General features: G+C 67.1%; 18 protein-coding genes and 1 rRNA gene. 9 read left to right on the top strand and 10 right to left on the bottom strand.

Going from position 1 to position 19,712, the window contains the following annotated elements:
• The first annotated feature begins 32 nt into the window (after positions 1-32).
• Positions 33-944, top strand: coding sequence for a cysteine synthase A (cysK, locus tag NZ951_05855; protein MCS7207439.1), 912 nt, complete (start codon positions 33-35; stop codon positions 942-944).
• Here the strand turns inward: cysK and NZ951_05850 are convergent.
• The 4 genes from NZ951_05850 to NZ951_05835 are packed head-to-tail and all read right to left on the bottom strand — an operon-like array spanning position 941 to position 4,227.
• Positions 941-1,642: a hypothetical protein gene (locus tag NZ951_05850; GenBank protein MCS7207438.1), complete on the bottom strand. Its 702-nt coding sequence runs from the start codon at positions 1,640-1,642 to the stop codon at positions 941-943. The two genes, cysK and NZ951_05850, sit on opposite strands and share 4 nt — an antisense overlap.
• A gap of 1 nt (position 1,643) precedes the next feature.
• A complete protein-coding gene (locus tag NZ951_05845; GenBank protein MCS7207437.1) occupies positions 1,644-2,882 on the bottom strand; it encodes an amidohydrolase family protein in 1,239 nt (412 codons plus the stop codon).
• A gap of 52 nt (positions 2,883-2,934) precedes the next feature.
• Positions 2,935-3,810 (bottom strand): tetratricopeptide repeat protein, encoded by an 876-nt coding sequence (locus NZ951_05840; protein MCS7207436.1) that lies wholly within the window; start codon positions 3,808-3,810, stop codon positions 2,935-2,937.
• 12 nt (positions 3,811-3,822) lie between these two features.
• On the bottom strand, positions 3,823-4,227 hold the full coding sequence (locus NZ951_05835; GenBank protein ID MCS7207435.1) for a hypothetical protein: 405 nt from the start codon (positions 4,225-4,227) through the stop codon (positions 3,823-3,825).
• Positions 4,228-4,322: 95 nt separating this feature from the next.
• Here NZ951_05835 and lipA point away from each other — a divergent pair, with 95 nt between their 5' ends.
• The gene (gene lipA, locus NZ951_05830) at positions 4,323-5,225 is read left to right on the top strand and encodes a lipoyl synthase (GenBank protein ID MCS7207434.1); all 903 of its coding nucleotides are present in this window, start codon (positions 4,323-4,325) and stop codon (positions 5,223-5,225) included.
• Here lipA and NZ951_05825 read toward each other — a convergent pair.
• Positions 5,209-5,391 (bottom strand): hypothetical protein, encoded by a 183-nt coding sequence (locus tag NZ951_05825; GenBank protein MCS7207433.1) that lies wholly within the window; start codon positions 5,389-5,391, stop codon positions 5,209-5,211. The genes lipA and NZ951_05825 overlap by 17 nt on opposite strands.
• Positions 5,392-5,584: 193 nt before the next feature.
• Here NZ951_05825 and NZ951_05820 point away from each other — a divergent pair, with 193 nt between their 5' ends.
• The 4 genes from NZ951_05820 (at position 5,585) to NZ951_05805 (ending at position 9,153) form a co-directional block, all read left to right on the top strand.
• Positions 5,585-6,895: an MFS transporter gene (locus NZ951_05820; protein MCS7207432.1), complete on the top strand. Its 1,311-nt coding sequence runs from the start codon at positions 5,585-5,587 to the stop codon at positions 6,893-6,895.
• Between the two features lie 75 nt (positions 6,896-6,970).
• Positions 6,971-7,714, top strand: a complete 744-nt coding sequence (locus tag NZ951_05815; GenBank protein ID MCS7207431.1) for a CehA/McbA family metallohydrolase — start codon at positions 6,971-6,973, stop codon at positions 7,712-7,714.
• 54 nt (positions 7,715-7,768) lie between these two features.
• Positions 7,769-8,809 carry a zinc-binding dehydrogenase gene (locus NZ951_05810; protein ID MCS7207430.1) on the top strand — a complete coding sequence of 347 codons (1,041 nt, stop codon included), beginning with the start codon at positions 7,769-7,771 and terminating at the stop codon, positions 8,807-8,809.
• A gap of 209 nt (positions 8,810-9,018) precedes the next feature.
• On the top strand, positions 9,019-9,153 hold the full coding sequence (locus NZ951_05805) for a hypothetical protein (GenBank protein ID MCS7207429.1): 135 nt from the start codon (positions 9,019-9,021) through the stop codon (positions 9,151-9,153).
• Between the two features lie 254 nt (positions 9,154-9,407).
• Here NZ951_05805 and NZ951_05800 read toward each other — a convergent pair whose 3' ends face one another.
• From NZ951_05800 to NZ951_05780, 5 genes are read right to left on the bottom strand one after another with little or no spacing between them, the layout of a single operon-like run.
• On the bottom strand, positions 9,408-10,274 hold the full coding sequence (locus NZ951_05800) for an 8-oxoguanine DNA glycosylase (protein MCS7207428.1): 867 nt from the start codon (positions 10,272-10,274) through the stop codon (positions 9,408-9,410).
• Positions 10,259-13,060, bottom strand: a complete 2,802-nt coding sequence (locus NZ951_05795; GenBank protein ID MCS7207427.1) for an exonuclease domain-containing protein — start codon at positions 13,058-13,060, stop codon at positions 10,259-10,261. Before NZ951_05795 ends, NZ951_05800 begins: the two co-directional genes overlap by 16 nt.
• A 60-nt stretch (positions 13,061-13,120) precedes the next feature.
• Positions 13,121-14,020 carry an NAD(P)-dependent oxidoreductase gene (locus NZ951_05790; protein ID MCS7207426.1) on the bottom strand — a complete coding sequence of 300 codons (900 nt, stop codon included), beginning with the start codon at positions 14,018-14,020 and terminating at the stop codon, positions 13,121-13,123.
• Positions 14,021-14,047: 27 nt separating this feature from the next.
• On the bottom strand, positions 14,048-14,440 hold the full coding sequence (locus NZ951_05785) for a RidA family protein (GenBank protein ID MCS7207425.1): 393 nt from the start codon (positions 14,438-14,440) through the stop codon (positions 14,048-14,050).
• A 46-nt stretch (positions 14,441-14,486) separates the two neighbouring features.
• Positions 14,487-15,353 (bottom strand): peptidyl-alpha-hydroxyglycine alpha-amidating lyase family protein, encoded by an 867-nt coding sequence (locus NZ951_05780; protein ID MCS7207424.1) that lies wholly within the window; start codon positions 15,351-15,353, stop codon positions 14,487-14,489.
• A 71-nt stretch (positions 15,354-15,424) separates the two neighbouring features.
• Here NZ951_05780 and NZ951_05775 point away from each other — a divergent pair, with 71 nt between their 5' ends.
• From NZ951_05775 to NZ951_05765, 3 genes are all read left to right on the top strand, one after another.
• Entirely contained in the window at positions 15,425-16,459 is a 1,035-nt protein-coding gene (locus NZ951_05775) for an AIR synthase family protein (protein ID MCS7207423.1), read from the top strand.
• Between the two features lie 8 nt (positions 16,460-16,467).
• Positions 16,468-17,370, top strand: a complete 903-nt coding sequence (locus tag NZ951_05770) for a DMT family transporter (protein MCS7207422.1) — start codon at positions 16,468-16,470, stop codon at positions 17,368-17,370.
• A gap of 817 nt (positions 17,371-18,187) precedes the next feature.
• Positions 18,188-19,688, top strand: a 16S ribosomal RNA gene (locus NZ951_05765).
• Positions 19,689-19,712 lie beyond the last annotated feature (24 nt).

Genomic DNA, 19,712 nt, shown 5'->3' with positions numbered 1-19,712 from the left:
TCATAAGGGCGAATCCCAAGGGGATAAGGGCTATGCCCCTGCGCGCCGCCAGTGTGTTGGACCTCATCGGCAATACCCCTATGATCCCCTTGCGGCGTTTGCCAGGGGCGGGGTCGGCAGAGGTGTGGGTGAAGGTGGAGGGGCGCAACCCCGGGGGGAGCATCAAAGACCGCCTGGTGCGGGCCATTCTGGAGGAGGCCGAGAAAGAAGGGCGCCTGCGCCCCGGGGATACGGTGGTGGAGGCCAGCGCGGGCAATACCGCTGTCTCCCTGGCCCTGCTGGGGGCAGTGAAGGGGTATCGGGTGGTGCTGGTGATGCCCGAGACGGCCCCCCTGGAGCGACGGCGTCTTTTGGCCCGTTTCGGGGCCGAAATCCGCCTCACCAGTGGGGGGGAGGGGATGGCGGGTGCCCATAAGGTAGCCGCACAACTGGCCGAGCGCAACGGCTTTTTCCTCCTCCGCCAGTTTGAGAACCCTTCTGGAGTGCGTGCCCACCGGGAGGGCACCGGCCCTGAGATCCTGCAGACCGCCGAGGGGAAGGTGGACGCCTTCGTGGCGGGGATAGGGACGGGGGCCACCTTCACGGGCGTGGGGCAGTGCCTGCGCCAGCACAACCCCCAGGTGCGCCTGGTGGCGGTGGAGCCGGCTCGCTCCCCCCTCCTCTCCAAAGGACGCCCCGGGGATCACGGCATCCCCGGCCTGGGCCCCGACTTTGTCCCCCCCATTTTGGACCGCTCCCTCGTTGACGAGGTCATAGCCGTCACCGACGACGATGCCATTCGCACCATGGGACGCCTGGCGCGGGAGGAGGGGTTGCTGGTGGGCATCTCGTCGGGGGCGAATGTGTGGGCAGCACTCAAGGTGGCCCAAGCCCTGGGGGCGGGCAAGCGGGTGGTTACCATCCTCCCCGATACGGGTGATAGGTACCTGGCGTTTCCCCTCTAGGCCCGCTCTATCCGCAGCACACCCACTACCCCGTGGCAGTGGGAGACGGTGGCCACCAGCGCCCGCACAGGCCCCTCTTGGCGAAATCTCTGCACCAAGCTGTCTCGCGCCTGGGGGAACAGGGGGGCGGGGATGGTGGCGATGCCATAGGCCAGGTGGCGCACGGGGAAGATGCACCACTGGCGCACCCCCTCCTGGGAGGGGGCGAAGGCCTCCAGGGTGGGAGCCAGGCTCCAATCCCGCGCGCCACGGGTATGGGGGCAGAGGTCCGGCTCGATGCAGGTGGGGGGGCAGCGCCAGGTGGCGTAGGAGACGTAGGTCTGCCCGTCGGGGGCGTGGTAGACGAAGGGGATGGGGGGCTGAAGGGGAAGAGGCTCGGCCATCACCCGGGCGGAGGGCGCTAGAACCTCCTGCACTGCCCAGGCCAGCCAGCGCAGGGCCAAATGGGGGGTGAAGGGGGCGGGGACGAGGTGGGCATCAGGCGGGGGTGCCCACAGCCACGGGCGCAGGAAAGCCTCCCACTCCTGGCAGATGAAGGCGAAGTGGGGGTCGCCCGTTAGGCGCTGGACGGCCCGACAGGCGGGGTTGCGGTCTACCACGATGACCCGCGCCTGCAGACGCCCCGCCCGGCACGCCTTCAGCAGTTGGCCGGCGTGGTAGGTGCCGTAGCACCCCCCGCCGATGACCACGATGTCCATCCTACCCCCAGAGCGCTGGGTTGGCTCCCTCGTCCAGGCCGGCCACCCTCCACCCCCCGACGGTGTGGGCCCAGAGGGCTGCCTCCCGGGGGATGCTCTCCTCGGGGGTGAGGGCGACTCCATCATACCCCTTGCGCTCCACGGCCGTCTGGATGCCCAGGGCAGGGTCGGGGAGGGTGACGGGAGCGTCGGAGCCGAAGGCCAGGGGCACCCCCGCCCGCCACAGGGAGCCGATGGGGTAAAGGAACGGTATCTTTTCGGGGGGCACCGTGGCCCGATAGCGCGGGCCGGAGTGGTAGAGGAACAGGGGGTTGGTTACCACCCATGCTCCCGCTGCCTTGATCTCCTGTACCAGGGGGGGAGGGCATTCGGCGGCGTGCTCGATGCGGTGGGGCTGGCGTCCCGGTGGGGGGCCGACCCTGCGCAGGGCCTGCACCGCCAGGGCCACCGCCTCCTCCTCCACGGCGTGGATAGCCACCGCCCAGCCGAGTTTTGGGGCGTCGGCTATCTGCTCGGTGAGTGCGGCCAGGCTGGGCAGACGCCCCGCCGTGGAGGGGGTAAGCATAATCTTGGCCTGGCCGATGACCATCCCCCTCCCCACGGGGCCGGGGCGTAGGCCCTCCCGCGCAAAGGCCTCCAGGTGGGCAATGCCGGGCATGAACACGATACCCACTGTGAGCAGGCCCCGCTCCTGGGCACGCCGGAGGAGGTGGAAGCGCTCCAGGTCGTTGGTGTGGGTGGCGTCGTGGACGAGGGCGATGCCCTGGGAGACGAGGAGGGCGTTGACACGGCGCAGGCCTTCGTCTAGGGCGTCGGGGGGCAGGGGTGGTAGGCGGGAGTCCAGCCACGCCTCTAGGCCCACCAGCACGCCTGTCGGCTCGCCGTCCAGGTCGCGCTCCAGGAGGCCCTCGGGGGGGTCGTCGGTGGCGCGGGAGATGCCGGCCAGGCGCAGGGCCAGGGTGTTGAGCACCGAGGCGTGGCCCGAGCGATGCACCAGGCGGACGGGATGGTGGGGGGCGGCGGCGTCCAGGTCGTGGCGAGTGGGGTGGCGTCCCAGGGCGAAGTCGTCGTAGCCCCAGCCCCGAATCCACTGGCCCGGGGGAAAGGTCTGGGCATACCTGCGCAGGCACTCCTGCAGGGCGGGGATGCTGACCACAGCGGGAGGAGCCACCTCCACCCCCACCAGGCGGGAGGCGAGGGCCAGCAGGTGCAGGTGGGCGTCTACACAAGGGGAGTACACGGGTGCCTGCCGCGGGGGTGAAGGCTTCAGGTTGGGGAGAGGCCCTGTAAAGTTATGCCTTTTCGCAGTCCTGGGGGGAGCGCCCCAGGGCCTTGAGGGCTGCCTCCAGGCTTGCCCCCTTATCGGGGAGGTTGTCCCTGGCCCGCCACGCCCGGCACAGCCATTCTACCGCTTCGGCGGTGCGCCCGAGGTAGGCGAGAGTCACACCCACACCGTACCACGCTTGGGGGATGTCAAGCTGGAGGGCGAGGGCCTGGGTGTAGGCGTGCAGAGCGTCCTCATAGCGCCCCAGGGCAGCCAGGGCGTTGCCCTTGTTGTTCCATGCTTTGGGGGATTTGGGCTTGAGGGCGAGGGCTTTGTCAAAGGCCTGAAGGGCCTCCTCGTAGCGCTTTAGGTTAGCCAGGGCGATGCCCTTGTTGTTCCAGGCTTCGGGAAACTTACGGTTATGTTTAAGGGCCTCATCGTATGCTTGCAGGGCCTCTTGGTAGCGCTTCAGGTGCACCAAAACATTGCCCTTGTTGAACCACGCCTCGGGGAACTTGCGCTTGAGGGCGATGGCCTCGTCGTAGGCTTGCAGGGCCTCCTGGTAACGCCCCAGGCGGGCGAGGACATCCGCCCGCTCCCGTTGGACGGCGGCATCTTTGCGGAGTGTGGGGAAGCGCTTGATGCCCTCTTCATAGGCCCACAGGGCCTTCTCCCACTCCTCTAGGCTCGCCCACAGGCGGGCGATGCCCAGCCAGTCGCGCGCCTTATAGGCATCGGGGGGGATGGTCAACATCAACTTCAGGAATGCCCTCGCCTTTTTGTCCCAGCCCTGCTCCTTAAGGCGGTCCCTGGCCTCGGGGGTGGGCCACGCCTCGGGCATGGCGAAGGGCGCTGGGGTCACGACAGTCTGTTCACTCTGGGCAAGGGTGAGGGTCTGGGCCATAATACCCTCCCTCTACTGGCGGGGCGAGCCGAAGCCTTTTTTCGTCTTGGTCTCTGCTACTTGTTTGAGGAGGCGTTCCATCAGAGGACGCGCTATCCGCAAAGCCAATCTGTGGTATTCATTGATAAGGGCCTGGGACCAGGCTTCGTATTCCTGTGATGCCTCTTGCACCTGCTGTTGGAAGTATGAATGCTCTGACGGGTCGTTAGACTGGTGAAGGAGCCTCTGCAAAGCCTCCAGACGATAGCCCCGCAACACAGTCAGTTCACGCAGGACCTCCCGCTCCCGGTGCTCACGGTATTGGCGCAGGGCCGGCAAAAGGTTCCAGAGGGCGAAAACGGCCAGGGCAACCGTTGCAAGCGCCCCCACGAGCGTGGCCCCCACCAGAAGCCACTCGCGGATGTCCACCGGGGACATGGCTCGGGCTTGGCTCCACACGCATTATACCTGGATTATAAGGGGGTGTGCACACCGTGCCAAGGGGAGTATGATAGTGCATGCGGGGTGCGCCGATGACCGCGACCGTTGAGCGTCGCCTGCCCGAGTGGTTCAAGGTGCGCTTCCCCGGGGGGCCTAACTACCTGGAGCTGCGGGCCCTCCTGCGGGGGAGCGCCCTGCATACCGTCTGCGAGGAGGCCCACTGCCCCAACATCGGCGAGTGTTGGGAGCGCCGCACCGCCACCTTTATGATTCTGGGAGACCTGTGCACCCGCCGATGCCACTACTGCGCCGTCAAGACGGGCAGGCCCCAGGGCCTGGATCGGGAGGAGCCCTACCGTTTGGCCGAGGCCGTCCGTCGCCTGGGGTTGAAGTATTGTGTCATCACCTCCGTCAACCGCGACGACCTGCCCGACGGGGGGGCCAGCATCTTCGCCGAGTGCATCCGCCAGGTGCGCCAGGCAGTGCCGGGCTGTCAGGTGGAGGTGCTCATCCCCGACTTCTGCGGCAACGGGGACGCCTTGCAAATCGTTTTGGACGCCCGCCCCGATGTGCTCAACCACAATATTGAGACGGTGCGGCGCATCTTCCGGCGGGTGCGCCCTAAGGGGGATTACGACCGCAGTCTGCGCCTGCTGGCTGAGGCCAAGCGCCGCTGGCCCGCGTGTGTTACCAAATCGGGGATGATGGTGGGCCTGGGGGAGACCTACGAGGAGGTCTTGGAGACCATGCGCGACCTGCGGGCGGTGGACTGCGACCTGTTCACCATCGGCCAATACCTACGCCCTTCGCCCATTCACTACCCCATCGCCCGCTTCTACCACCCGCGGGAGTTTGAGCAGTTGCGGGAGGAGGGGGAGCGGATGGGCTTTCGGCATGTGGCAGCAGGGCCGTTGGTGCGCTCCTCCTACCACGCCGACATCCAGGCCCACGCTGCAGGCGTGGCCCGCGGGGGAGGCCCTACCGCCGCCCGCTGAGAACCCCCCACAGCCCCACAGCCGCCGCCACCACCCCGACGAGGATCAGCACGAAGCCGATGAGGCGCAACAGGATCTCGACCAGACGGGCCGTGAACCCCGAGGAGAGGAGAAGCCCCGTCAGGATGAGGATAACCCCCAGCAGGAGGAGCCATCCCCCACGCATATCTGCCTCCTGGGTTGGGATGGGAGGACGGGCGGCCAGACGCCCTAGGGTGGGAAGGAGGGCTGCGTGCACGCCGGGGCACGGGCAGACCCATTCCCCGCCCCCGTGGGCGTGGCATCCCTTCCCCTTGACAGCATCCCTATGTTCAATGCTAGCATGGGGGGCCAGCACAGGCTTATGAAAACGAGCGACTGTGTGTGCGAACTGTAACCCTGTCTCCGCTCCTTCCCAGAAAGTTCCCCCGCTTATCCGACGGAATCTGCTTCTCATCACCCTCTCCCAGGCGATGGTGGGGGTGGGCTTCCAGATGGTGCCCGCCCTCACTCCGTTGATGGTGGTGCAGTTGTCCGGTTCTCCTGCTCTGGCGGGGATCGGGGTCAGCATTTTGGGGGCCAGTCGCTTCGCCGTGGGCTATCCCTTCGGCAAGCTGACGGACATGATCGGGAGACGCCCGGGGCTGGGTTTGGCCATTGGCGTGGGGCTGGTGGGGGCGGTGCTTATCGGCATCGCGATGGCGATGCGCTCCTTTTACCTCTTTCTGGGGGCGCTGATGGTGTTCGGGGCGGGCATGGGGGCTGCCCAGCAGATGCGGTTGGCCGCTGCCGAGATGTTCCCCGCCAGTCGGCGCGCCGAAGGGGTGGGGTTTGTGCTCACGGGTTCCCTGGTGGGGGCGCTGGTGGCTCCCTTACTAGTGCGCGCCGCCCAGGGGGCCTCGGCCCAGGTGGGGGTGGATGGTTTGGCCCTGGCGTGGTTGCTGGTGCCTTTGGCGCTGGCTCCCGCTTTGGGTGCGTTGTTCCTCGTGCATCCAGACCCCAGGTTCATCGCCACCCACCTGGACCGCTATTGGCCGGGGTTAAAGTCATCCCCCCCTCCATCCCCTGCACGCAACGAAGCGGGATTTTTGGACTACTTCCGCCGTTTCCCCACTCTGGTGGCCTTCATCTGTAGCATGGTCTCCCAGGGCAATATGGCGATGATCATGGCCTTGACCACGCTGGCTTTGAGCCACCACGGCCACTCCCCCACGGCCATTTCGGTGTCGGTGGCCATCCATGTGGTGGGGATGTTCGGGTTGTCGTTGCCCTTGGGGCGGTTGGCCGACCGCATCGGGCGGAAGGCGGTGCTGCTGTGGGGGCTGGTGATCTCCGCGGTGGGGTCAGCCCTGGTGCCCCTCACCCCCCACTACTGGGTGATCACCACGGGCACCTTCCTGGTGGGCGTGGGGTGGTCGTTCGTGAATGTGGGGGCCACGGCCCTCATCGCCGATGTGGTGCATCCCAGCGAGCGGGGGCGTGCCATCGGAGCCAACGACACCTTCAGCAACGCCTCGGGCATTGTGTTGCCATTGGTGTTGGGGGTGGGTGTGGCTACCCTGGGGCTGGGGGTGTTGGGGATCGTGGGGGTGGGGATGATGGTGCCTGCCCTTCTGCTGGGCCTGCGCCTGCGGGAGCCCCGTCTGGCCCCCCGTCCAGCCCCCGCCAGTGGCGGCAACGGCTCCGGCTGACCGCTGCCGTTGACTCCTTCTCCCCCCTACGGTAGCATAAGGGAAGCGTGCATTTGGGCTCCAGATATTCCACCGATGGTCTCTATCTTTGACCTGCATGTGCACACCACCAAGGGTAGTAGCGATAGTAGCCTCACCCCTGAGGAGCTGGTGCGGGAGGCGCGACGCATCGGATTGACGGGTGTATGCCTCACGGAGCACAGCGGATGGACCGACCGCCACGATTTTGAACGCTTCGCCCGCCAGCAGGATATCGTCCTTATCCGCGCCTTGGAGATTGATACCGACTACGGGCATATCCTCGTATTCGGGTTAGACGGCTACCTGCCTGGGGTGACCCGTGTGCGCGACCTGCGGAAGGTGGTACAGGCCCTGGGGGGCTATATGGTGGCAGCCCACCCCTTCCGCAACCTGTTCAACCCCCCGCCCTATAACCACAACCTCCTGTTTAAGGACCCCCGTTGCTACCCCAAGACGCCCCGGGAGGCGTGCGAGCACATGCTCTTTGACCTGGTGGACGCTCTGGAGGTGGTCAACGGGGCCAACACCGACCAGGAGAACCGCTTCGCCCTGGAGGTGTGCCGCCGCCTGCGCAAGCCGGGCACAGGGGGGAGCGATGCCCACTCGGTGCACGGCTTGGGGAAGGGGGTCACCCTCTTTGACGGCCCCATCCGCAACGAGAAGGATCTCCTGGAGGCCCTGCGGGCGGGGGCCTATCGGCCGGCCGAGGGCTTCCATGTGGGCAACTTGCGTATCTTCGGCGAGGAGATCGCCGAGACGGGCGCGTTTGGGCGGGAGCTGGGCCAGCCCGACCTGTAAGGCGCTGGCTCTCCCCGCGCTGTTCCGCCCAAGAGGACCGCAAGGGGGGTAGTGATGAAAGCGGTCTACATCCAACAGCACGGTGGCCCTGAGGTGCTTACCTATGGGGAGGTGCCCGACCCTGTCCCCGGCTGGGGGGAGGTGAAGGTGCGGGTGCGGGCGTGCTCCCTCAACCGTTTGGATGTGTGGATACGCACGGGGTTGCGGGGCACCCGTCGGGAGTTCCCCCAGCCCTTCATCCTGGGTCTGGACATTGCGGGGGATGTGGTGGAGGTGGGGCCAGGGGTGCGCACCCTTAGGGGCGGGGAGCGGGTGGTGCTAGACCCCGTGCTCTCCTGCGGACAGTGCGACTTCTGCCGGGCCGGCCAGGACGACCTGTGCCCCTCCCGGGGGATGTTAGGCTCCACCGTGAACGGGGGGTATGCGGAGTATGTGGTGGCCCCTGCCGCCAACGCCTACCTTATCCCCCCCAACTTGTCCTACGAGGAGGCGGCGGCTATGCCCACCACCTTTATGCCCGTGTGGCACATGCTGGTGCGGAAGGGGGCGGTGAAGCCCTGGGAGACGGTGCTGGTGCTGTCGGCCTCGGCGGGGGTGGGGACGGCGGCTATCCAGGTGGCCAAGCGGGTGCTGGGGGCGCGGGTCATCGCCACCACCAGCACCCCCGACAAGGCCCAGCGCGCCCGCTCCCTGGGAGCCGACGAGGTCATCATCTATACCCAGGAGGATCTGGAGAAGCGGGTGTTGGAGGTGACGGGCGGACGGGGGGTGGACATGGTGGTGGACCACGTGGGAGCCGAGTTCTGGCCCAAGGCCTATGCCGTGCTGGCGCGGGGCGGGCGCTATGGGGTGTGCGGGGTTACCACGGGCTACCGCACCGAGTTGCACATGGGGCAACTGTTCAGCAAGCAGGTGATGGTGTTCGGGGTGAGCATGGGGAACAAGGAGGACTTCCGCCAGGTGGTGGATGCGGCCCGTCGGGGGCTGGTGAAGGGGCTGGTGGATAAGGTCTTTCCCCTCGCCGAGGCCCGCCGCGCCCACGAAACGATGGAGAGCCGGAGTTTCTTTGGAAAACTGGTGCTGCAGGTGGGGTAAAGGGGATCGGTTGTGTCTGTCTACCGTTACTTCCCGGCCACAGGCACGTCGGAGGAGCTGCAGCCGGTGGATTGCCAGGCGGAACTCACTGTGGTATGCACCAGGAGGATATGCTCCAACGCCTTATCGCCAAAAACCCCGGCTTGGTGGCCGAGGCGGTGAGGGGGTAAGGAACTGTGCACCTCAGCGCGAGAGGTAACCTGCAGGATATGGCGGTGGATGTGCTGCTGGCCTCGCCGACGGGGTGCCTGATCTTGACGGAGTGCAAACTCCCCCAGAACCCCCAGAGACGCCGAAGGGTGGTGGGACAGGTGTTGGAGTATGCGGCCCTGGCCCCCGTCTAGTGGAATGGACAGTAGAAGCGCTCGAGGCAGAGTTGCAGGGGCAGGGACAGGAAGACCCCTCAGGGCGGTGGGCCGCCTGCAGGCACCCTCCAGGGGGCAAAGGAGCGGGGTGTGGCCCAGGCCCCACCGGGTCCCACAAGCCTCACGGTGAATGTGGGCAACAGACAGGGCGACCTGCCGGCCGAGGTCTGTGGCGATGACCGCTTACATTAGCTCTCCACTTGGTATTCTCCCAGAAGGCCGTTGGCGATGCCTTATCCTCGACGCCTGCGGGTGCGCCAGTGGTGGAACAGGTATAGTTGGGCGTAGCCGGCATAGTGTCCCCACCGCTGCACTGCCCACTCCCGCAAGCGCCTGTAGGTGTGGGGTGGGGGGATGGAATAGCCCTCCCGGAGGGCACGGCGCACCCAGACATCTATGGGGAAGGCCTCGGTGCGCCCATACCCCAGCAGGAGCACACAGTCGGCCACCTTGTCCCCTACGCCCGGCAGGTCCCGGAGGCACTGGCGCAGGTCCTCGGTGGGCAGGGAAGCCAGGGCTGCCAAGTCCACCTCCCCTTGGGCGATCTGACAAGCCGTCTGCCACAGGTGGGGGGCGCGGTAGCCGAGACCCAAGGCGCGGAGCACCCCTTCCCCCGCCTGGGCTATGGTGTGGGGTGTGGGGAAGCGCCAGAGCACCCTCTCCATGAAATGCACAGGTTCTCCCAGGTGTCTGGCCAGGGCGTGCACCATGCGGGTGATGCGGGGGATGTTGGCTTGCGCGGAGCAGATATAGGACGCCAGGGCGTGCCAGGCGTCCAATCGGAGGAGGCGCAGGCCCTGCCAGCGCCGCATCGCTTGGGCCACCGGCCCGTCCTCCGCCAGTGCGCGGTGCACTGCCTGTAAGTCGTCGTCCAAGCGAAAGTAGCATCGGAGGCGGGCGGCGGTCTCCTCCGCCGGCAAAGGGGAGTGGGCCTCCAAAGCGGTGCGCACAGGGCGCAAGAGGACGGGGGCATCCCCCAGCCAGCCTACATACCCGTCCCCTTCCGGCTCCCAGCGGAAGTCCTGCCCGCTGAAGAGGGTGGTCTGGAGGTCCAGAGGGGACTGGAGGGGTACGACGGCCCGCGTCACCCGGCAAGCCATTGCCCCACCACCTGGGAGATACTGGCTGTGGGGACGCGCTGCAGGGGGCAGGGGGGTAAAGAGCGCAAAAAGAGGGGGCCATAGGAGCGGGTCAAAAGACGGCTGTCCAGGACCACCACTGCCCCGCGGTCGGAGCGGCGGCGCACCAGGCGTCCAAACCCCTGGCGGAAGCGCAGAACGGCCTGAGGCACCGCATAGTCGTGAAAGGGGTCTGGATACAACTGGGAGCGGGCAGCGAAGAGGGGGCTGGTGGGCACGGGGAAGGGCAGGCGTGCCAGCACCACCACTTTCAGGCTCCCGGGCGGGAGGTCCAGTCCCTCCCACAGGCTGGCGGTGGCCAGCAGGACAGCCTTCCCCTCCTGGATGAACTGCTCGGTTACCTGTTGGGGGGTGCCGTCTAGACCCTGGGCCAGCACACGGATGCCCTGGGGGGCAAGGAGGGGGCGCAGGGTGTCGGCGATATGGCGCAGGGTGCTGTGGGAGGTGAACAGCACCAGGATGCGCCCGTGGGCCACTTTCGCCAGGGACGCCAGCACCTGGGGCACCCGCAGCATATAGTCCGCCCCGTCAGGGTCGGGCAGGTCGGTGGGCACCACCACCATCACCTGCCGTCGGTAGTCAAAGGGAGAGCCGACGATCAGGTGCTTGGCGTCGGTCAACCCCAGGTCGGTGGCTGTGGGGAGCATATCCCCAGCCACTGCCAGGGTGGCGCTTGTGAGCACTGCCCCCTCCAGACCTGTGAACAGGTGCTCCTGCAAGAGGTTCCCTACCTGCAAGGGGGCGCACACCAAAGCCCCCTCCCCCTCCTGGGCCTCCAGCCAGTAGACCGTATCGGTGTGGTGGGGGCCGAAAAAGGTGGTGAGGCCCGCCAAGACCTCCCCTATCTCCTGCAGACGGCTGTGCACCTCGGCCAGCACGGCTTCATAGTTGGCCAGACCGGTGTTGTGCAACCCCTCCAGGGAGGCGAACAGGGCCAGGAGGGCTCGCTCCACGTCCCTCAACGCGGGGTATACGCGGTCCCAGGTCGCTGCCAGAGAGGCCCAGAGGCGTTCCCGTCTGCGTTCGGGGGTAACGGCCACCTCTATGCCCGTCTCCCCCCTGCCCTCCCGGTGCTGGTGGGCGAAGGCCACAGCCGCATGCCACAAAGCCTCCCACGCCTCGCGGGCGGTGTGCACGGCCCGTTGTAAGGCCTGGGCCGCAGCCTCGGTCTGTTGGCGGCGTTCGCGGCTGGCGCGGGAGGGGGTGTAGGCCACCACCGCGGTCTGGGCCAGCCCTGTGGGCCCCGCTAGGCGCTCCAGGAGCATGTCCACCCCTCTCCGCTCCACACGCACACCGAACTGGCGGGTGGCCTCGTCGGCCAGGTGGTGGGCCTCGTCCACCACCAGGTAGCGGAAGGGGGGGAGAAGCCCACCCCCCGCCGCTGCCGCCCGCAGAAGGAGGGCATGGTTGACCACCAGGATGTGGGCATCCTCAGCGCAGGCGCGGGCGGCCGCCAGGAAGCAGGGGCCCCGCCCGTCCGGGCAGGCTACGGATGCTTGGGCTGACAGGTCGCCCCACAGGGCTGCCTGGCGAGGGGAGAGGCGTAACTCGCCCCGGTCGCCGGCGGCTGTGGAGTTGAGCCAGAGGGTTACTTTGGCCAGCAGGTGGGCCATGTCTGGAGTCAGGGTGGGGGCGCTGCGCCAATAGCTGAACCGCCGCAGGCAGAGGTAATGCCCCCTCCCCTTCAGGAGCGCCCAGCGCACGGGGGGTGCACCCAGGGCTTGCAGGGCCTGGGAGAGGAGGGGGAGGTCCTTCTGCACCAACTGCTCTTGCAGGCTGACGGTGGCGGTGGAGACCACCACGCGCTCCCCCCGCTGGAGCGCGAAGAGGGCGGCGGGCACCAGGTAGGCCAAGGTCTTACCGACGCCGGTGCCCACTTCGGCCAGCAGGACGCCTCTCTCGGTGAAGGTGCGCAGGACCGCGCGGGCCATCTCCACCTGTTGGGGGCGGTGTTCCCATCCCGGCACAAGGCGGGCACACGGCCCTCCCGGTTCCAGGAAAGCCAGCACCGTCTCCTCGGTGGCGGGTGGAGGGGGATGGGGGTCTTTGGGCGCAGGGGGGCAGGCCAGGCGTTGGGCAAGGGCGTCGGTATCAACGCCCCCGGGGCCGAAGCGGGGGCGCAGGCCCCGTTGGGTTTGCAGGGCCTCCACGACGGCCAACAGCCTCCCCACGGGACGCCCTCCCAGGGTCGCCAGACGTCGCCACTCCGCCACTTGGGAGGGGTCTAGGGCCAGCAAGCGCTCCCATAAGACTCCGCACAGGTGCGCCGTGGTCAGGGCATCGGGCAGGGCGCGGTGGGCAGTGGTTACAGGGATGCCCAACGCCGATGCCAAAGCCCCGAGCCCATACGGGCCGCGGGGGAACAGCACCTCTGCAAGTTCCTGAGTGTCCGCTGGCAGGGCTGAAGGGCGCACTCCTGCCCGCTCCAAAAAGGCCAGGTCAAAGGCCAGGTTGTGCCCCACAATAACAGGGGCATCGCCCAGAAAGTCCAACAGTTGCCCTGCCACCAGGGCAAAGGGTGGAGCGGTGGCTACGGCGCGGGAGGTGATCCCCGTCAGGCGCTCCACTTCAGGGGGGATGGGGCGATAGGGGTTCACCAGGCTGGTGAAAGTGTCCAGCACCTTTCCGCCCTGGAAGCGCACCGCCCCCACCTCAATGATGGCGTCGTGGGCCGTGTCCAGGCCGGTGGTCTCCAGGTCCAGGGCGACCCAGGGCCGCGAGAGAAGGGCGTCGGGATGGTCCAGCACAAGTATCCCCCTGCCCATGCTAGCAGGGGCAGGGGGGTGGGTGGTATGGGACGGCGTGGTCTAGGCCGAGGGGAGGCGGGCCTGCACCCCCGCCAGTTGCTCCAACGCCTTGATGTAAGCCTGGGTGCCCTCTTCTCCGAGGCCTTGGCGCTCAAGAATGTGGAACACCTGGTTGACGATGGGGGTGGTGAAGAGGGGCAGGTGCCACTCCCGTGCCGATTCCAGGATGATGCGCAGGTCCTTCTGCTGGAGTTTGACCATAAAGCCGGGGGCGAAGTCGCCCTTCAGGATGCGGGCACCCAGGTTCTCCAGTTGCCAGGAGTTGGCGGCCCCGCCCGTCACGGCCTGGAAGACGGCCTGAAGATTGGCACCTGCCCGGGCTGCGAAGACCAGCCCCTCGCACACGGCCGCCAGGGTGCCGGCGACAATGATTTGGTTGACCGCCTTGGCCACCTGGCCCATGCCGTTGCCCCCGCAGTGGGTGATGCGCTTGCCCATGGCTTGCAGGACAGGCATGGCCCGCTCCAGGACGGCCTTCTCGCCCCCCACCATGATGGAGAGGGTGGCGTTGATGGCTCCCCAGACGCCCCCACTGACGGGAGCATCCAGCATATGGATGCCCTTCTCCTTCAGGCGTTGGGCGATGGTCTGGGTAACTTTGGGGGAGATGGTGCTCATGTCCACGAGGATGCTGTCGGGGCGGGCACCGTGGATGATCCCCTGAGGCCCCAGCACCACCTCCTCCACATCGGGGGAGTCGGTCACGCAGGTGATGGTGATGTCGGCCTGACGGGCGGCATCGGCGGGGGAAGGGGCCCAGCGCGCCCCTTCTTGCAGAAGGTCCTGGGCCTTGCTGGGGGTGCGGTTCCAGACGGTCAGGGGGAAGCCGGCCTTCAAAATGTTGCGGGCCATGGGCTTTCCCATCAGCCCCAAGCCGACAAAGGCAACCGGTGCGGGCATTCTTTCCCTCCCTGTGGTACAACACGATTAGGCACCGACGACGGCGATGCCCTCCACTTCCACTAGGAAGTCGGGGGAGGCCAGTTGGCAGATGACGGCCAAGGTGGAGGCGGGAGGCTCCTGGGCGAGGTAGCGGGAGCGCACCTCGCGGAAGGCGGGGATGTCCTCGGCCCGTACCAGGTAGACGTTGATCTTCACCAGGTCGCGCAAGGAGCCCCCGCAGGCCTGCAGAACGGCCTGGAGGTTGCGGAACACCTGGTCGGTTTGGGCGCGGATGTCCCCCTTGCCGACCAGGGTGCCCTGGGCGTCCAGCGCCACCTGGCCGGCGATGTAGACGGTGTTCCCCACCTTGACGGCGTGGGAGTAGCCACGGCCGATGGGGGTGTGCACTGTGGGGGGGTTGATAATCTGTTTGGGCATAGTGTCCTCCTTGCTGGGTGGGGGTGTATGGTGCGTGCCCCGCAGGTTAGAGGCGGGCGAACTTCAACAGTTGGCGTCCGGGGGCCACCTCGGCCAGGTAGATATCGCCGCGGGCGTCCACGGCGAGGGCGTGGGGGGCGGCGATGGTGGGGCACTGCTCCTTGCTCCAGCGGGCGAGGCACTGGCCGTCCAGCGTCCAGATGCTCACCCCAGGGGGGCCGCTGCGGCTCCCCAACTCGGCCACATAGAGGGTGCCCTGGGCGTCCAGGGCCAGGCCCGCCGGGCGGGGGATGCCTGTCCACTGCCCCAGGAAGCGCCCCTCCTGGTCAAAAATCTGGATGCGGTCGTTCTCCCGGTCGCACACCAGCACCCGCCCTCTGGGGTCCACGATGAGGCTGTGCACCAAAGCGAACTGGCCGGGGCCAGTGCCGGGCTCGCCCCAGGAGAGGAGGAGGGTGCCATCGGGGGCGAACTTGTGGACACGGCGGTTGCCATAACCGTCGGCCACGAAGAAGTGGCCCGAGGGGGCGAAGGCCACCTTGGCGGGCATGTTGAAGGGGCGGCCGAACAGGGTGGGACTGGGGGCGTCGCGGGTGCCCAGGGTCTTGAGCAGGCGTCCCTCGGGGGTATACTGGAGCACCACATGGGAGTCCCGGTCGACCAGGTAGAGGGTGCCGTCGGGAGCGAAGGTGAGGCCGTGGGGGTTGCGGAACTGGCCCTCGCCCCACGAGGAGACGAAGCGCCCATCCCGTTCCAACACCAGGACAGGGTGTGCCCCCCGACAGTAGACGAATACCAGCCCCTCTGGGCTGATGGCCACATCGGCCACCTCGCCCATCTCCCACCAGCGGGGGAGGTGTGCCCACCCCTCCACCAGACGATAGGTGTACGGCCGCGTGCCCACCTGCACCATAGGCGTCCTCCCGGGCAAGTCTGGGGGTATGATGGCATAAAGAAGCGGGATAAGGCAAGGGGAGGCGCCCTATGGGGAATACACACGGCTTATGGGTGGGGAAACTGCCCGCTCCTCTGCTGGAGCGCCTGCTGGGCATGGCCCAGGGCACCGACCCCCGCGTCCTCGTCGGCCCCGGCGTGGGGGCCGATGCTGCGGTGGTGGAGATGGGGGGGCGCCTGCTGGTGGCCAAGAGCGACCCCATTACTTTCGCCACCGACCGCATCGGGTGGTATGTGGTGCAGGTGAATGCCAATGATATCGCCTGCATGGGGGCCCGTCCCCGCTGGCTGGTGTGTACCCTTTTACTTCCCGAGGGATGCACTCCTGCCCTGGCCGAGGACATCTTCCGCCAGGTGGTGGAGGCGTGCCGCGCTTTGGACATCACCCTCATCGGGGGGCATACGGAGGTAACCTACGGGTTGACGCGCCCTTTGGCCATCGGGGCCATGCTGGGGGAGGTGGAGCGGGAGCGCCTGGTGCGCCCGGGGGGTGCTCATCCCGGTGACCTGATTCTCCTCACCAAGGGCATCGCTCTGGAGGGGACGGCCTTGCTGGCCCGGGAGGCGGAGGAGGCTCTCCTGCGGAGGGGCCTGACCCGAGACCAGGTGGCCCAGGCCCAACGCCTCCTAGTGGAGCCTGGCATTAGCATCGTGCGGGAGGCGTTGGCAGCGGCAGCAACGGGGCAAATACACGCCCTCCACGACCCCACCGAAGGGGGGTTAGCCACCGCCCTCTGGGAGCTGGCCCACCCCGCCGGCGTGGGATTGGAGGTGGATGCAGAGGCTATCCCCGTCCTGGAGGAGTGTCGGGCGGTGTGTGGGGCGTTGGGGTTAGACCCTTTGGGGATGTTGGCATCGGGTGCCCTGCTCATTGTGGTGCCCCCCGAGGCCGAAAAGGGTGTGCGGCAGGCGGTAGAGAAGGAGGGTATTCCCTGTGCCGTCATTGGGCGGGTGCTGGGCAAGGGGGAGGGGTTGTTCCTGGTGCGTGGGGGGCATCGGGAGCCCCTGCCCACCTTCCCGCGGGATGAAGTGGCCCGTTGGTTCAGCCAGCCCGCCGAAGGGTAGAGGCCGGCGTGGGCATTTCCGTTTCCTCCGAGGTTCGCGGCCCCCCTGGGCATCGGGATGCTGCTACCTATGGGGCGTTGGTGGCGGGGGTGCTGGCGGTCTCCAGCGCGGCGGTGCTCATTCGCTTGGCCGATGCCCCTGCTCTGACCGTCTCCACCTGGAGGACAGGGGTGGCGGCGCTGGCGTTTCTGCCCCTGGCGTGGGCCCTGCACGGGCGTGTCCTGCTGCACATGGGCTGGCGCACAGGGGGGCTACTCGTCCTTTCGGGCGTGGCGTTAGCCGTGCATTTTGCCTTTTGGATCGCCTCCCTGGACTACACTACCGTAGCCAGTTCGGTGGTCATCGTAACATCTAATCCCCTTTTGGTGGCGGTGTTGGGGTGGGTGTTCCTGGGGGAGCGGCCGGGGAGGCGTGTGCTCGTGGGGATAGGGGTGGCCCTGGTGGGGGGGCTGGTGTTGGGATGGGGCGACTTCCGCCTGGGGCGGAGGGAGCTGCTGGGGGATGGGTTGGCCCTTCTGGGGGCGGTGGGCGTGGCGGTCTATTACACCATTGGCCGGGCGGTGCGCCCCCACCTGCCCTTGCTGGCCTACATTGGGCCGGTGTATGGGACAGCGGCGCTGGTGCTGGTGGGGGCCAGCCTGCTGGGGGGTGCGCCCGTGTGGGGCTTCACATTGCGGACGTTGGGCTTCCTGCTGTTGGTGGCGCTGCTCCCCCAAATGGTGGGGCACACTCTGCTCAACTGGACCCTGGGGCGCTTGCGGGCGGTGGTGGTGTCGGCGGTGGTCATGACGGAGCCGGTGGTGGCCACCGTTTTGGCATGGCTGGTGCTGGGGGAGACGCCGTCCTCCACCACCCTGGTGGGGGGTGCCCTTATTCTAGGTGGGGTGTGGGGTGTTGTGGGGAAAAGATAGCAGGGTGCTCCCGGGGGGCTAGCCAGGGGGCTGGGCCCCCTTGACAAGGGGCGGGGCCGTGCTATAGTAGGGAATTGCAAACTGATTGGGCACGGGATGGACGAAGGCTCTTCGCCGCGTCGTGGTCCCACACGCCAGCGCTTGGGGCCGCCGGCCTCCACCGAGGTCGGGGGTTCTTTTTTTGCCGTTGGCCATGCCCAGCGTGGAGAAAGGGGGTGATTGTCGTGAAGGGTAAGCCCGAGCCCAAGAAGAAGTAACACCATCCCCGCTGGGAGATCGTTCAGGGGGCGGGTCCTGGGAACGGGGCCCGTCTCCCTTTTGTGGGGGTGTGGGGAGGAGCCCCTGCTGATGTGCGGGGGAAATTCGGCCAAATCGTGGAGGGGATAAAAATTGCGCCCCAAACCCCTTGACAAAGAGGGTCTGTTTGCTACTGTAAAAACAGGGCAGGTTGCGGGAGAAGATGGACGACGCATCGTCCCCCAGGGTCTTGGTAACGCCTACGGCACGGCCCGCCGACGGTGAGGCGTCGGGGGCCGTTTTTGGTGTCCGTAGGGGAGCCCACCACCGCACAGAAAGGGGGTGACGCAGGTGAAGGGCAAGCCCGCTCCCAAGAAGAAGTAAAGCCGTGCGCTGGTAGATGGGCAAGGGGGGCGGGTCTCTGCGGGGGCTCGCCCCCCGTTTGGTGTCGGGGAAATTCCCGGGGGGCACCCCTTGACAGGGGGCGTGGGGTGGCCTATAATGAGCGATGGGTTGGGGGGACAGCCCCCTGACCCGACGGGGCACCTTAACAAGCGGAGAACGGGAGGAAGGTAAGGTTCCTCTGGAGAGTTTGATCCTAGCTCAGGGTGAACGCTGGCGGCGTGCCTAATGCATGCAAGTCGAGCGGAGGGGGGCAACCCCCTCAGCGGCGAACGGCTGAGTAACGCGTAGGTAACCTGCCCCCCAGGGGGGGATAACCTCGGGAAACTGGGGCTAATACCCCATACGCAGGCATCCCAGAAGGGGTGCCTGGAAAGGCCGCAAGGCCGCTGGGGGAGGGGCCTGCGTCCTATCAGGTAGTTGGTGGGGTAACGGCCCACCAAGCCGATGACGGGTAGCTGGTCTGAGAGGACGGCCAGCCAGAGGGGCACTGAGACACGGGCCCCACTCCTACGGGAGGCAGCAGCAGGGGATCTTGGGCAATGGGGGAAACCCTGACCCAGCAACGCCGCGTGGAGGATGACGGCCTTCGGGTCGTAAACTCCTGTTGTGGGGGAGGAGGACGGACAGTACCCCACCAGAAAGCCCCGGCCAACTACGTGCCAGCAGCCGCGGTAACACGTAGGGGGCGAGCGTTACCCGGATTTACTGGGCGTAAAGGGCGTGTAGGCGGCTCTGTAGGTCCGGTGTGAAAGCCCTCGGCTCAACCGAGGAAGCGCGCCGGAGACCGCAGGGCTGGAGGGGAGCAGAGGCGGGTGGAATTCCCGGTGGAGCGGTGAAATGCGTAGAGATCGGGAGGAACACCGGTGGCGAAGGCGGCCCGCTGGGCTCTTCCTGACGCTGAGGCGCGAAAGCGTGGGGAGCAAACCGGATTAGATACCCGGGTAGTCCACGCCCTAAACGATGGGTGCTAGGTATGGGGGGTATCGACCCCCTCCGTGCCGCAGCCTACGCTCTAAGCACCCCGCCTGGGAAGTACGGCCGCAAGGCTAAAACTCAAAGGAATTGACGGGGGCCCGCACAAGCGGCGGAGCGTGTGGTTTAATTCGATGCAAAACGAAGAACCTTACCAGGGCTGGACATGCCGGTGGTAGAAGGCCGAAAGGCCGACGACCCCGCAAGGGGAGCCGGCACAGGTGTTGCATGGCTGTCGTCAGCTCGTGCCGTGAGGTGTTGGGTTAAGTCCCGCAACGAGCGCAACCCCCGCCCGCTGTTAGGATGTCAGCGGGGACTGCCCCCCACAAGGGGGAGGAAGGTGGGGATGACGTCAAGTCAGCATGGCCCTTATGCCCTGGGCTACACACACGCTACAATGGGCGGGACAATGGGGAGCGAAGGGGCGACCCGGAGCCAATCCCAGCAAACCCGCCCCCAGTGGGGATCGGAGGCTGCAACCCGCCTCCGTGAACGCGGAGTCGCTAGTAACCGCAGGACAGCCGACTGCGGTGAATACGTTCCCGGGCCTTGTACACACCGCCCGTCACGTCATGGGAGCCGGCAACACCCGAAGCCGCCACGCTAACCCGCAAGGGGGGCAGGCGTCTAGGGTGGGGCCGGTGACTGGGACGAAGTCGTAACAAGGTAGCTGTACCGGAAGGTGCGGCTGGATCACCTCCTTTCTAGGGAGTGCGCGTCAGCGCAGT

The organism is Dehalococcoidia bacterium (genome assembly GCA_025060295.1).
In the GTDB taxonomy this organism is placed as follows: Bacteria; Chloroflexota; Dehalococcoidia; order Lucifugimonadales; family HRBIN23; genus HRBIN23.
Note: the sequence above shows the minus strand (reverse complement) of the source record. Positions and strands in the feature narration are given on the sequence as shown.